This window comes from Flavihumibacter stibioxidans, from assembly GCF_014332695.1.
Classification (GTDB): domain Bacteria; phylum Bacteroidota; class Bacteroidia; order Chitinophagales; family Chitinophagaceae; genus Flavihumibacter; species Flavihumibacter stibioxidans.
In genome coordinates, this window is sequence record NZ_MBUA01000001.1 from 1,192,920 (window position 1) to 1,207,065 (window position 14,146).

8 protein-coding genes are annotated in these 14,146 nt (G+C 46.4%); 2 read left to right on the forward strand and 6 right to left on the reverse strand.

Annotation, left to right across the window (positions count from 1 at the left end; all coding sequences use genetic code 11):
• Positions 1-58 precede the first annotated feature (58 nt).
• Both BC349_RS05035 and BC349_RS05040 read left to right on the forward strand, forming a co-directional pair.
• Positions 59-5,614 (forward strand): S8 family serine peptidase, encoded by a 5,556-nt coding sequence (locus BC349_RS05035; protein WP_187255627.1) that lies wholly within the window; start codon positions 59-61, stop codon positions 5,612-5,614.
• Positions 5,615-5,647: 33 nt separating this feature from the next.
• Positions 5,648-7,654 (forward strand): adenylate/guanylate cyclase domain-containing protein, encoded by a 2,007-nt coding sequence (locus BC349_RS05040; RefSeq protein WP_187255628.1) that lies wholly within the window; start codon positions 5,648-5,650, stop codon positions 7,652-7,654.
• On the opposite strand, the gene BC349_RS05045 is transcribed toward BC349_RS05040, so the two are convergent.
• The 6 genes from BC349_RS05045 to BC349_RS05070 all read right to left on the reverse strand — a co-directional run bounded on the left by BC349_RS05045 (position 7,631) and on the right by BC349_RS05070 (position 14,118).
• Complete coding sequence (locus BC349_RS05045) at positions 7,631-9,274, reverse strand: vWA domain-containing protein (protein WP_187255629.1); 1,644 nt, start codon at positions 9,272-9,274, stop codon at positions 7,631-7,633. The two genes, BC349_RS05040 and BC349_RS05045, sit on opposite strands and share 24 nt — an antisense overlap.
• Before the next feature lie 193 nt (positions 9,275-9,467).
• Positions 9,468-10,007, reverse strand: a complete 540-nt coding sequence (gene hpt, locus BC349_RS05050) for a hypoxanthine phosphoribosyltransferase (RefSeq protein WP_187255630.1) — start codon at positions 10,005-10,007, stop codon at positions 9,468-9,470.
• Between the two features lies 1 nt (position 10,008).
• Positions 10,009-11,169 (reverse strand): glucosaminidase domain-containing protein, encoded by a 1,161-nt coding sequence (locus BC349_RS05055; protein ID WP_222840073.1) that lies wholly within the window; start codon positions 11,167-11,169, stop codon positions 10,009-10,011.
• Between the two features lie 5 nt (positions 11,170-11,174).
• The gene (locus BC349_RS05060; protein ID WP_187255632.1) at positions 11,175-11,819 is read right to left on the reverse strand and encodes an O-methyltransferase; all 645 of its coding nucleotides are present in this window, start codon (positions 11,817-11,819) and stop codon (positions 11,175-11,177) included.
• A 47-nt stretch (positions 11,820-11,866) separates the two neighbouring features.
• The gene (locus BC349_RS05065; RefSeq protein ID WP_187255633.1) at positions 11,867-12,562 is read right to left on the reverse strand and encodes an LOG family protein; all 696 of its coding nucleotides are present in this window, start codon (positions 12,560-12,562) and stop codon (positions 11,867-11,869) included.
• Between the two features lie 101 nt (positions 12,563-12,663).
• Positions 12,664-14,118 (reverse strand): sodium:solute symporter, encoded by a 1,455-nt coding sequence (locus BC349_RS05070; RefSeq protein ID WP_187255634.1) that lies wholly within the window; start codon positions 14,116-14,118, stop codon positions 12,664-12,666.
• Positions 14,119-14,146 lie beyond the last annotated feature (28 nt).

The window sequence follows — 14,146 nt, forward strand, 5'->3', positions numbered from 1 at the left end:
TGAAATGTCTGGCATTCAGTATTTAATCTGACTGCCTGGTGTTATTAAACTTTTGACTATGAAATTAAAAGGTACGTCGCATTTCTGTTTCTTTAAGATTCAGAGCCTAATCTTCCTGTTATTATTTGGAACTGTTGTATGGGGTCAGACCAACCTGAAAGATTACGTGCTTTTCAGCGGAGCAACCAGCTGTACAGGTTGTGGTATCGATATCGGATCCGCCGCAAAAATCTGGAGCGGTCAGACAGGAGGTTACGGCCTTATCAGGACGACCGGATCGGCCACTATCAATGGTAATATCCATGCCGGCGGAAGGATTGATCTCACCAACAGCAATGCCATTACTGGTAATATTTCTGCTCAAAACTTCGAAAACCTAACCGGTAACATTATCAGCATTGGTTCCAATGCCCAGATTATTGGCAACATAGATGGCAATGGCAATATTTCTGTGGGTGGCGGCTCTGTAAATGGAAGAATAACGCACCCTGCAGGAACCACCTATTCCGGACCGGCACCCTCTTTAGGAGAAATATTAGGTACTCCCGTACTTCCTGTATTACCCAGCCTGCCGGTTCCATTACAAATGCCTGCAGCAGGTAATGAAGATATTACTACAACGCGATCTATTATCCCTAAGGCCTATAACAAAATAGTACTGAACGGTAATAAGATCATTACATTCGATGGGCCGGGTACCTATATTTTCAGCAGTATCGCCAATACCGGGAATTTCAACAAATTCGTATTTGATTTCAAAGGTTCCGAAACCGGGGTCTTCAGGCTGCTGATACATGGTGACGTGGACCTCTCCAAGTTACTGGTTGAAATTGTGAATGGCGGATCAGGATCCAGGATATATGCAGAAGCCCATGGTACAGGATCCACCGCCAGAGACCGGGCAACAGCCTGGTCGCAATCCAATGGCAGTACCGGTGGGAAAGTGTCGGAATGGTTCGGCACCATTTATGTTCCCTATGGTAATGTGCAGATCGGATCCGGCTCCAGTGTTTCCAAACTCTCCGGTGCCATCTGGTCTGGAAAAAAAATTACAATTGGCAGCAGTGTGGACCTCTACCATTTGCCCCTGGAAGCCTGTCTGGATGCACCAATGGCAAACGCCGGAAGAAATACGACATTGTCCTGCGGCAATAATCCCACTGCATTACTCTCCGGCTCCACCAATATCAGTAATGGTCTATATGCCTGGACCAACAGCAGCGGAACCGTGATCTCCAATGCACTAACGACTTCTGTAACTGCAACCGGCGAATATACTTTCAAAGTAACTGATCCTATAAGCAGGTGCAGCAGCAGCGACCTGGTAACTGTTGAAGACAATTCCCTTGTCTGCCCGCTTTACCAGCCACCGGCACAGGGAAAAGTCACCACTCTCATTGGAGCAGAACTGGAATCACTTGCCGACAATTCCACTTTGGATAACCAGACAGAAAAAATATTCCTTATCCAGAATGGGGCGGTCTACATTGAAATCATCGTGTACGAAGGGAAAAAGAACCAGGTCTTGAACCTGCTGACAGGTACCGGAAATCAATATGACCTGCAGGATATCATCCCCAATGGCCTGAATAATCTGATCATCACCGGCAGGATCCCCATTGGGAACCTGAAAAAACTGAACACATTTAATGAAGACAATAATGATCTGCTGATCAATTTCTGTCGTCCTGTATATCCACCTATTGCCGGATTCGGTCAGACTACAAGCCAGGGAGACAGTGCCATTGCCACCAACAAGGTAAGGGAAGCTTATACACTTACCGGGGCAGGTCTGAAGATTGGTGTTTTATCAGACAGCTACAATACTTTGGGAGCAGCCACAACAGACGTGCAGAACGGCGATTTACCCGGCACGGCAAACGGCAATTTCCCGACACCGGTTCAGGTGCTGAAAGAATACCCTTACGGGCCAAGAAGCGATGAAGGACGGGCAATGCTACAGATCATTCACGATGTGGCGCCAGGTGCCGCATTGGCCTTCAGAACGGGGTTTGTAAGTCCGGGTGATTTTGCCCAGGGCATTCTTGACCTGAAAAATGATGCCGGGTGCGATATAATGGTGGATGATATTACGTTTATAACCGAGCCATTCTTCAAGGATGGTAAAGTAGCGCAGGCTGTGGACCAGGTTACTGCACAGGGTGTCAGTTATTTCTCCGCAGCAGGCAATTACGGCAACAAATCCTACCAGCGGGAATTCAGGCCTGTGGCAGCACCTTCCGGCATAACCGGGCAGGCACATGATTTCAGTGGTGCCGGGGATATGTTCCAGCGTATCAAACTGGTACCGGGAACCTATACCATAGTGTTGCAATGGCAGGACGATGTGTATTCCATTGGCCCTGAAGCACAGGGAACCCAGCACGATTTTGATATCTATCTGACCAACGACAATGGCGTTACATTGTTTGGCTTCAACCGCAATAACCTGGGCGGAGACCCAATAGAAGTCGTGCCATTTTATACCAATACTACCACCTACACCAATATCCTGATTGTGAAGGCAGGAAGTTCTCCAAATGCCTCAGCAGCTCCGATCAACCTGAAATACATCATTTTCAGGGGCGAAGCTACTATTGAAGAATACAATGAAGGCAATGCAACGATCGTTGGACAGTCAAATGCAGCAGGAGCAATGGCAGTGGGTGCCGTACGTTACACCAAGCCAGACAATCCAGGTATAAGCGGCGCTATCAATACTGAAATTTTCTCCTCAGAAGGTGGTACGCCGGTGAATGGAACTATCCGGCAGAAACCTGAATTCAGCGCCATTAACGGCGTGAATACAACCGTTAACCTGGGTACAAATAATTTTGACGGTGATCAATTCATCAATTTCTTCGGAACCTCTGCAGCCGCGCCGCATGCCGCCGCCGCTGCCGCCCTCGTGCAGGAAGCCAGGAAGAAATATTACAACAATGTTCCATTGTCTCCGGCCGAAATGAGAAGCCTGTTAATGAGTACGTCCCTGGATATTGATGCAGGTGGTACTGATTACACTTCAGGTGCCGGCCTGATCCAGCCATTACGGGCCATTGGCACTTTTGCCGCTCCTGTTCCGGTTATCAACAACCTTGACTATCCAACAGGTGACACTGATCCGAAACCAGGACAGGATGGCTTTACAGCTACCATCAACGGAGCATATTTCAACCCTGCCACCCAGGTGTATTTCAGGGAAACACCCCTGCCCGCATCTTCCTACAATTTTGTCAATAGCAATACTATCCAGGTAACGCTTGGCGCATTCAATGACAACCAGACTCTCCAGGCATACAACCCTCCTATTCTTGAGGGTGGTACAGATGGCGGTCTCTCCAATGCAATAAATATTTTAGGGGCCGTAAGGAAGAAGATCACTGTACAAATTAATAACCAGGTTAAAAAATTTGGTGAGCCTGTGCTGGTTGAATCCTTTAGTGCGGATATAAAAATAGACGGGGTAAATATCAGCGACCTGAATATTACTGCCGCAGAACTTGGGCTGAACAATCTTGTTTTCACCACCAATGCAACCCAGTTCTCCCCCATCAATGCTCCGTATTATATAAGGGCAAGGATGCAGCCGCTGGATATGAACGATCCGAATGATGTTGCCCTCAGCGAAACCTACCAGTATCCTGCAACAACGGAAGATGGAACATTTATATCGCCTGAAACACCCGATGGTACACTGAGGGTTCAAAAACTACCGGTCACCATTACCGTTGATTCTAAAAGCCTGGTATATGGGCAGAAGATAGCCGATTTCGGGTATACTTATCAGTTAGTACCGGGCACCCATAATATTCCTGAGAACCAACAACAGGATGTCCTTAATGCCCTCAAGGCAAGTCATGAAACATACCTGGTGAATGATGCCAGCGCACTGGTAGAGGGTAATTTGCTGACGCCGGACCAGTTGGCCAACCTGGATGACCTGGGATTCCTTGTTAGTCTCAGGGGAATCGTTAGCCTCAGGGGAATCGTTAGCCTGAGGGGAATTGTTAGTGGCCAGCCGGTATATGATACCACCCAGGTTCTTGACCTGGCGCCTGGTTCCATCACGCAATATCTCGGCGGGAATGAGATCATAGAAATGGAATCCGCTGAAGGTATTTCCAACCTCAGAGGTATCGTGAGTCTTCGCGGTATCGTGAGTCTTCGCGGTATCGTAAGTCTCCGCGGCATTGTCAGCACGCTTACCAATTCATCCCCCATTGTGTCAAGCGAAGGCTCAGGAGGTTCCAACAAAGCGAATGTAGCTGTCATTGTGGATGAGTCCGACGTAGAACAGGCAGAACAGGGAATTTCAGAATACAGGTCAATTGCCCTGATTACCGGTATTATGGCGGGTGAGCACCGGATCATTCCGGCTGCGCTGCTTTCCGAAGACTATGAAGTCACCTATGTACCGGGAGTTTTGACTGTCAGCAAAGCCCCGCTTACCATCGGTGTGTCTGACAAGACATATTCTTACGGTACAACTGATAACAATTACGACACGACAGTTCAGTGGCTGCAGTTTGAGGACAGGCTGGAAAACGTGCTGACCGGTGAAATTGGTTTTGCCGTATTGGACAATAATGACCAGCCTGTTACCGGTATTGTACCTGGTGGCACATTCAAGGTAGTTCCGACAGGAATCAGTCTTATCAATCCTTCCAACTACACCCTGAACATTGACCCGGGCACACTGGTTGTAACACCATTGACAGTGCATGTCGACCCCGACAGCATTGTGATCAATGAAGGCGGAGCGGTTCCGGTTTATACTTACCAGTTCAGGGGATTGAATGCGACAGACTTACAAAACCTGAATAACCTGATCAGCACTCCACCGGTATTTGGTAGTGCTTACACGGATGGCGGTACACCTGGCATTTATAAGATAACCCTGCAGACACCAATGGTACTCACTGCACCGGGAAGCTTTACCATTTCCTACGGGGAAGATTCACTATTTGTAAACCCGGCCAGGAATAATACCAAAAAGGTTAAACCGATACTGCAATGTGTGGAAGTATTAAGGACACCGGTGAATGGATATGGATTCAAAGCAAAATTCGCATACGAAAATGCCAATGCTTTCCCGATCTATGTACCAATTGGAGCGGAAAACACTATTATAGCTGCACCAGGGGCCTATTCAGGAACACAACCAGAACTTTTCCTGCCAGGCGGAGGTCAGTTTGAAATCCTGTTTAACGGCACCAAACTTACCTGGGTGGTAATGAGTTTTGAAGTGAACCAGAAAGCTTCTGCAACAAGTGAAGCCAGCTCAACTTCATCCAAGTGTACCGGGAAAGGAAAGAGCGAGATCAATGGCGAACTGATGGCTGCACCAATAGAAGATATCAGCATTGGCCGAGACAGGATATACCCGAACCCGGTTTCACAACAGGTGATTCTGGAACTTGATACGGATGAAACAATTACTGCAAAACAATTGAACATTATTCATATGAGCGGACAAACCCGCAATGTGCCATCTGTTAACAGTATTGGTAAACACAAATGGCAATTGAATGTCGGGCATCTGCCTGCCGGACAGTATCTCATAAAAGTTCAGTTAAGATCCGGGCAGAGAATATTCAGACTCACTAAACTTTAACGCTACACATACTCTTTGAACCTTTTATCCATTATGATTAAACGAAACAAAAATGACATAAAGAATCTGCTTATAATTTTGCTGCTGCCCCTCTTGCTGAATACTAATTCAGCAAGAGGGCAGCAGCCTTTTGCTGACAGCCTGAAGAGCATTGCCCTGGGTCAGAAAGAGGATTCCAGTAAGGTCAACACCTATCTGGACATTAGCAAGGACCTGATGCAAACCTCGCTGGATTCGGCTTTTCTGTATGCTGCAAAAGCGACATCGCTGTCAGGTACAACAGGCTATAAAAGTGGGCAGGCGCTGGCGGTAAAAACAATGGGCAATATCCGGTACATGCAGGGCAATTATGTGGAAGCTGTGGATTACTGGGAGAGTTCTCTAAAACTATACGATAACATCGGTGATAAAACAGGCGTTTCAACCATCCTAAGTAATATAGGAGTGATCTATTATAACCAGGGAGACAAAGTAAAAGCCCTGGACTACTACCTGCGTTCACTTAAAGTTGCCGAAGAAAATAAAATCAAACTCAGGGAAGCCATTGCATTGAATAACCTGGGGACAGTATATCATGATAATCCCGAAACCCATGATAAAGCACTGGATTATTTTCTTAAGGCATTGCCGATGATGGAAGAACTGGGTGATAAAGACGCTTATGGCACTGCCGCAACCAACCTGGGGGAAATCTATGCGGCAAAAAATGACGAACAGACTGCTTTATTTTATTTCAACAAGGCCCTTAATGCCTTCCAGGACAGCATCAGCCTGTCATATACCCTGAATAATATTGGTAACCTGTATTCAAAAAAGCAAGAACTCTCAACGGCCATTCGGTATCATTTACAGGCCTATAATATAACCCGGAAGATGGATGCCAAACTGGAGATGGCGGAGTCACTGCTGGGACTTGCGAATACATACAGGATGCAGGAACATTTCAAAACCGCCATCGCCACCTATTTGCAGGCGGAAGCCTATGCAAAGGAAACAGGCGCTTTCAACCTGCTGGAAAAAGCATATAACGGGCTGGCAATTTCCTTTGAAAAAAGGAAAGACTTTTCAAACGCATTGAAATACCAGGGGTTATATGCCAGCATAAAAGATTCATTATACAATACGGATGCGGATAAAAAATTATCCAGGCTCATCTTCAATTTTGAAATTGAGAAAAAACAGAGCCAGATAGATCTGCTGACAAAAGACAAAGAATACAAGGAACTGGAAATCAGCAGGCAGAAATATGCAAAAAATGCTTCCCTTATCGGTCTTGCTTTAATCATAGCGATTGCCACCATGATTTACCGAAACTACAGGATGAAAGCAAAGACCAATGAAATACTGGACCGTAAGAATGCGGAAATTGAACGTCTCCTGCTGAACATTTTGCCGGCTGAAGTGGCTAATGAATTAAAGGAAGAAGGAGTAGCTACGCCAAGATACTTTGAACAGGCATCTGTTCTGTTTACAGATTTCAAGAGCTTCACAAAAATGGCTGATGTGTTATCGCCGCAGGAATTGCTGGCCGAATTGAATGAGTGTTTTGTGGCTTTTGATGATATAATTGAAAAATATCATCTGGAAAAAATTAAAACCATCGGAGATTCCTATATGTGTGCCGGCGGTATCCCTTCGCCGGATCCGAACCATCTGTTAAATATGGTAAAAGCAGCATTCGACATCCTTAGTTATCTGAATAAATGGAATGAAAAAAGGTTGAATGCCGGCATGGAACCATGGTTACTGCGCATTGGCATACATACCGGGCCTGTGGTAGCCGGGGTGGTAGGAAAGAAAAAGTATGCTTATGATATCTGGGGAAGCACCGTTAACATCGCCAGCAGGATGGAAAGCAACGGTGAACCTGGCCAGGTAAATGTGTCAGAAAAAGTTTTCGAACTCATAAAGGATCATTATTCCTGCAGGTACAGGGGAAAAATATTTGCGAAAAACATTGGAGAGATCGACATGTATTTTGTTGAAAATCCGGAAACCAAAGTGCAGGAACTGAGCCTATCGCATGCTGCTGCTTCTTAAACGGGAAGGTTTTCCTTTATAATAAATCTTTTTTGCCTTTTCCAGTAAAGTAAGGAATTCGGCCTGGAGGTAATCATCTGGTTTTATTACCGGATGAACAATTGTATAAACCTTTTGCCAGCTGCAATTCTTTGTAAATCTGGATTCCTTTAGCAGGGAACCAAACAATGCAACCCCCGATGCAAACTGGTAGGTGGGTGGTAAGCTGGTAAACTGCTCAGGCGTTACTGTAATCTTTTCTATCAACTTGCGGGAGATGGAATCCCCCGGTAGTTTATAACTAACCTCCACATCTCCTATGGCTAAGGATGATGTATGGGTGGTATCTTTCAACTCGAGTTCAAAAATTGCCATCAGCGTATGCCCTGAACCGACTTCCCCGCCTTCCAGTATGCTGGATGTATCAGAGATGGCAGCATATTTATTGTCGAACCCAATCAGGCGGTAAGATTTCAATGCTTCAGGGCGGAAATGAACGTGCATTAAAGCATCGTCCGCAACAGAATACATGGTTTGGGTGAGTTCTTTTACCAGTACTTTTTCCGCCTCTTTCTCATCATCGATGTAGGAAAAATTGCCATTCCCTTTTTTTGCCAGTACTTCCAGTTTCGAATCTTTGTAATTCCCCATCCCCACACCCAGGCAGGTCAGGTAGATGCCCTTTTGCCTTTGCTGTATGATCAGCCTCTCGAGGTCTTCTTCACTGGTTTGACCAACGTTAAAATCTCCGTCCGTGGCCAAAATTACACGGTTGTTTCCATTGGGAATAAACTGGCTCTGCGCCAGCCGGTAAGCGGAAAGGATGCCTGATTCCCCGGCAGTGGAGCCACCCGGGTAAAGTTCCTCAATTGATTTATGAATTTTTTCCTTTTCTGCACCAGAGGTTGGTGTCATCCACACCCCAACCGTTCCACCATAAACCACAATCGAAACTGTGTCAATTGCCCTCAGGTTATTAACCATCAGCTTAAAGGCTGATTTCAGCAATGGCAGCCTGTTGGGCATGTCCATGGAACCTGAAACATCTATAAGGAAAACAAGATTACTGGGAGGGATCGACTCAAGGTCAAGTTTTTTGGCACTTGCCTTGATAAAAAAAAGCTGGTTTCCCGGCTTCCAGGGACAATCCGAGAGTTTTGTTTCAATCCTGAAAACATCCCCATTGTCCGGGGCCCGGTGTTCAAGGTTAAAATAATTCAGCATTTCCTCAATGCGCACGGCATCCGGCGGAACAGCCGTGCCCATGTTCAGGAAACGGCGGATATTGCTGTAGGAGGCTTTGTCGGTATTGATGGCAAAATCGGTGAAAGGAAAACGGCTGGCATCCATGAAATCATTTTCCCGGAGGCTGCTATAGGTTTCTCCGCCAAAGGAGTATTTCACCTTTTCCTCAAACTGAAGGTCGCGGGTTACGGACATCAGTCTCTTCTCTTTGCTTGCTGCCTTTTTTACCAGCATCTTCATCACATAATTATTCTCCCTGCGGCTATCAAGCGGCACGGTACGAGGCTGGTATCCATCCAGTTGAAGCGTGATGGAATCCCTGATATTAGGTGAGGTTATTCCAAAGCCACCATATGTACCCGAATAATACAGGTACCCGGTGGAATGCAAAGTCATCTTTACATTCGCCAGAGGTTTGTGTGTTTCGTCTTTGATTTCTCCGCGGAAATAATATTGTGCGCTGACAGGTATGCAGGCCAATACCAGTAGTAATATGGCAATTACAGTTTTCAGGACGGGGGTGTTTCGTTGCAGAAAGGTACATCAATATCTTCTGACTGTCAAGCAACCTGATTAAAATCAGCTTGTCCTATTCACCCTTCAGATGGTATATCTCGGGAATATTGCGGCCAAGGCCATCAAAATCAAGTCCATAGCCCAAAACAAACTTATTCGGTATGGAAAAACCAAGGTACCTGATATGCACTGGATATTCCGTTGCTTCCGGTTTATGCAGCAGGACGGCCAGTTCCAGGGAGGCCGGTTGCTGGTGATTTAACTGCGGCAGGAACTCTTTGAGTGTCTTGCCGGTATCAACAATATCTTCCAGTATGATAACATGACGTTCATGGATGTCGGTATCCAGGCCAATGGCAGTTACCACCTGCCCGGTTGACTTGGTACCCTTGTAGGAAGCAAGCTTAATGAAACAAATCTCAGCTTCAATATTGATCGCCTTAAAAAGATCGGATGCGAACATGAAAGAGCCATTCAGGATCGCAATGAACAAGGGCCTTTTGCCGGCATAATCGTGGTTGATCTCTGCTGCCAGCCGCTGTATTTGTCCGTTGATTTCCTCAGCAGTTAAGTATGGCTCAAACTCCCTGTCTCTGACCTTGATGATTGACATATCAGTTGGTATAAATAATTAATTCCTGCCCGGTTCTTAAATCTGCGCCATTCAGCTTATTCCATTCGATTAGCTGATGGAGGCTTACACCATACCTGCGACTGATTCCGTAAAGGGTTTCCTTGTTACGGACGATGTGGGTGGTAAAAACAGCCTGGGTGCCGGAAACCGTGGTGGCGGTTATTACTGAACCGGCAAGGACCGGTCTCGACGGGGATTTTTCCCTGAGGAACAATCTTTCCCCGGCGGCAGGTTCCATTCCTGCTGACAAATGGTTCAGTTCAAGCAGGCTCTCATACCTGATACCCTGTGCCTGGGCAATACCGTAAAGAGTTTCACCTGCTTTTACATAATGAAACAACTCAGTCCCCGTTTTTCTTTTGCGATGGAGAAAAACGAGCTGGTCCTCTACCAGGATATCACCTTCATCGGGAGTCATGTCATTGAACTCCAGCAGACGGGAAAGGCTGATCTGGTATTGATTGGCCAAGGCCAGTAAGGAAGTGCCTGCCTTTACAAAAACGACTTTTGTGTCATTGATTTCAAATGTTCCCTGTGGATATACGATTGGCGGTGTAGCGTCAACCGGCACTGTTTCTGCTGGTGGCCTGATACCCGTCAGCAGGTCGGAAGTGGGGGGCAATTTTCCCATTGCAATCAGGCTGTATTGCTGCAGGTCATAAGTCTCAATCAGCTTGATCAATAGTTGGGAATATTTGATATTGGTTGCGTAGCCGGCTTTTTTCAGTCCATAGGCCCATGCTTTATAATCGGTTGGATCAAGCCGGAATAAAAAGCCATAACGCTGGTTTGAGCGCAGGAAATTGGAATGGTCGCGGTAGGATTCATCCGGTGCCAGATAACTCCTGAAACATTCTCCCCTGGCATCATCATCATGGTAAACCTTCCCACCTGTCCAGCTCGTTTTACACTTGATGCCAAAATGGTTGTTTGATTTCATTACCAGTTCACTGCGCCCGGCTTCCGTTTCATGAATCCCCTGTGCCAGTTTAATCGCTGCCGGCACCCCGGTGCGCTGCATTTCATCGATGGCCAGCTGTTTATAGGTATTGATGTATTCCAGCACAACAGGATTCTGCTGGGCTATTACAAGGTTCCCGGTAACAAGTGCCAATAGAATAAAAAACAGTTTACGCATCATTCCTATCATTTTTTCCTCAATAAAAATAATCCATCCCGAAGGGTTAACATCAGTTTTTCCACCCTGGGATCATCTTTTATACATTCATTAAATGCCTGGATTGCCCTGGCATTTTTCCCTTTAACCGGATTTTCAAGTACCTGACCGTGAAACAGGACATTATCGGCCATGATCAGTCCGCCTTTCCTGAGCCTGGGTAATACCATTTCATAGTAATCCAGGTATCCCGTTTTATCTGCGTCAATAAATACGAGATCCCACTCCCGGTCAAGGGTGGGGATGATTTTGGCCGCTTCACCCAGGTGCAAAAAGATCTGTTTCGATCTGGGCGACTGAGAAAAATATCCCTGGGCTGTGGCTGCGTCCGCCTCCCTTAACTCTATAGTATGAAGTTCGCCACCTTCTGCAAGGCCTTCTGACAAGCAAAGAGCACTGTATCCGGTAAAGGTCCCGATTTCAAGGATGTATTTCGGCGCCAGGAGTTTGCTGATCAGGGACAGAAATCTACCCTGCAGATGACCACTCAGCATATGGTATTGCGGGTGGTGCAGGGTGGTATCGGCAGCAATTTCCTGCAGTTCCGGAGGTTCCGGGGAACTATACTTTTCAGCATAGGCATTGACTTCAGGACTGATTGGTTCCAACAGCATAGATTTCCGGCAAATTTACACCTCCCTGCCCATAGCACCGCAATATCCTAGAAATTCGGTTGCAGGGGATGCTTGCTGTAAAAATGGAGTACATGTTCGGCCACCTCTTCGGCAGTATCCACCACTTTCAGTAATTCAAGGTCTTCGGCGGAGATATATTCCTCCACCAGCATGGTATGCTGAAGCCATTGCATGAGGCCGCCCCAATAAGCCTTGCCAACCAGGATAAGCGGAACCTGTAACATCTTGCCGGTCTGAATCAATGTGGCAACTTCGAAAAACTCATCCATTGTTCCAAATCCACCGGGCATCATCACAAAACCCTGGGAATATTTGGTAAACATGGTTTTGCGTACGAAAAAGTATTCAAAGTTCAGGTTGGCATCTCTGTCAATATAAGGGTTGGCATGTTGTTCGAAGGGTAATTCAATGTTGAGTCCCACCGATTTACCGGCGCCCAGCTGGGCGCCTTTATTGGCAGCTTCCATGATGCCTGGCCCACCGCCGGAAATAATACCAAATCCCTCTTCAGCCAATCTTTTGGAGATATCGACAGTAAGTTCGTAAGTATCGTGACCGGCCTGGGTACGGGCGGAGCCGAAAATAGAAATACAGGGTCCCAATTTGGCAAGGGCTTCAAATCCATCCACAAATTCGGCCATAATTTTAAAAATCTGCCAGCTTGAATGGGCTTTAGATTCGCTCCAGCGCCTTTGTTTGGTCATTCGGATCGTGTCATTCATAGTCTTCTTTTTAAGGTTAGGAGACAAGAATGCCATCCATATAAACCTTGGATGGCATCTTGTGGTTTCTATTGTAGAAACGTAAATTTTCTACTATTAGTTCATGCCTGTGCTGGTTTTTTTGATATGATTAACAGGCCAAGGAAGGTGATCAACCCATTGATCAGCAGTAATTCTATCCCGATCTGGAAGCCTCCAAGCCAGGTAGCGGCGTTAAGGCTGATTACATAACTGATCAGGGGAGACAGCAGTGCGATGACGGTAACCATGAAATTATCTTTAAAACTTCGCCTGGTCAGGATACCGAAAGCGAATAGTCCGAGCAGCGGGCCATAGGTATAGCCAGCCAGGTCAAGGATGATGCCGATGATGGACTTGTTGTCAATTATCTTGAATATCATGATACAAATCATGAACACCACGGTGAAGGTGAGGTGAACGGTCATGCGTATGCGCTTTTGCCGGGTATCACTCAGGTTAGGGTTGCGTTTGATCCCGAGCATATCGATGCAGAAAGAGGACGTGAGGGCGGTAAGGGCGCCATCTGCACTGGGAAAGAGGGCAGAGATCAGGGCGATGATGAAAATGATGGTAATAACCGGGGGCAGGTAGTTCATGGCCACTGCGGGGAAAAGGTCATCGCCTTTCACATCCATGCCATTTTTCGCGGCAAAAAGATAGAGCAATCCGCCCAACAGGAGGAAGAGGAAATTAACGAAAACGATGATGACGCTGAAGGTCATAATATTCTTCTGGGAATCCTTCAGGGTTTTAACGCTGATATTTTTCTGCATCATTTCCTGGTCGAGACCAGTCATGGCGATGGTGATAAAAGCCCCGCCGATTACCTGTTTCAGGAAAAAGCCTTTGCTGTTGGCATCGCTGTTGACGATGTCGGTATACCCTTGGGCGGAAAGCGCCTGCATGGCTTCGCCAAATCCAAGTCCAAGGTTATTCATGATAAAAATAACACAAACAACCAGGCCCAGCAGCATGAAACTGGTCTGCAGGGTATCGGTATATACAATGGTTTTTACCCCTCCTTCAAAAGTATAGAGAAGGATCATGAGCAGAATGACAAGTGCAGTTACAAAAAACGGAACCCCCAGTGCGTCGAGGATGAAAAGCTGCATGACGTTGATCACAAGGTAAAGGCGCGCTGTTGCCCCAATGGTCCTGGAGATAATAAAAAACAATGCACCGGTTTTGTAGGCGGTGAACCCAAAACGCTGTTTCAGGTAGTCATAAATGGAGGTAAGATTTAGTTTGTAATAGAGCGGAAGCAGTACGTAGGCGATGACAATATAACCCAGCAGGTATCCGAACACCACCTGCATATACGTAAAAGCATTGGCAGCAACTGTACCTGGTACGGATACAAATGTAACACCGCTCAGAGAGGTGCCGATCATACCGAATGCTACCAGCATCCAGTTGGAGTTTTTATTGCCAATGAAAAAACTTTCATTGGTTGCATTCCTTGAAGTGATATAGGCCACTCCCAGCAGCAAAACAAAATAGGCAATGATGATCCCGAAAAGCAGTGTTGTCGACATGCAGGTAAGTTTTTTTAAAAATTGCCAC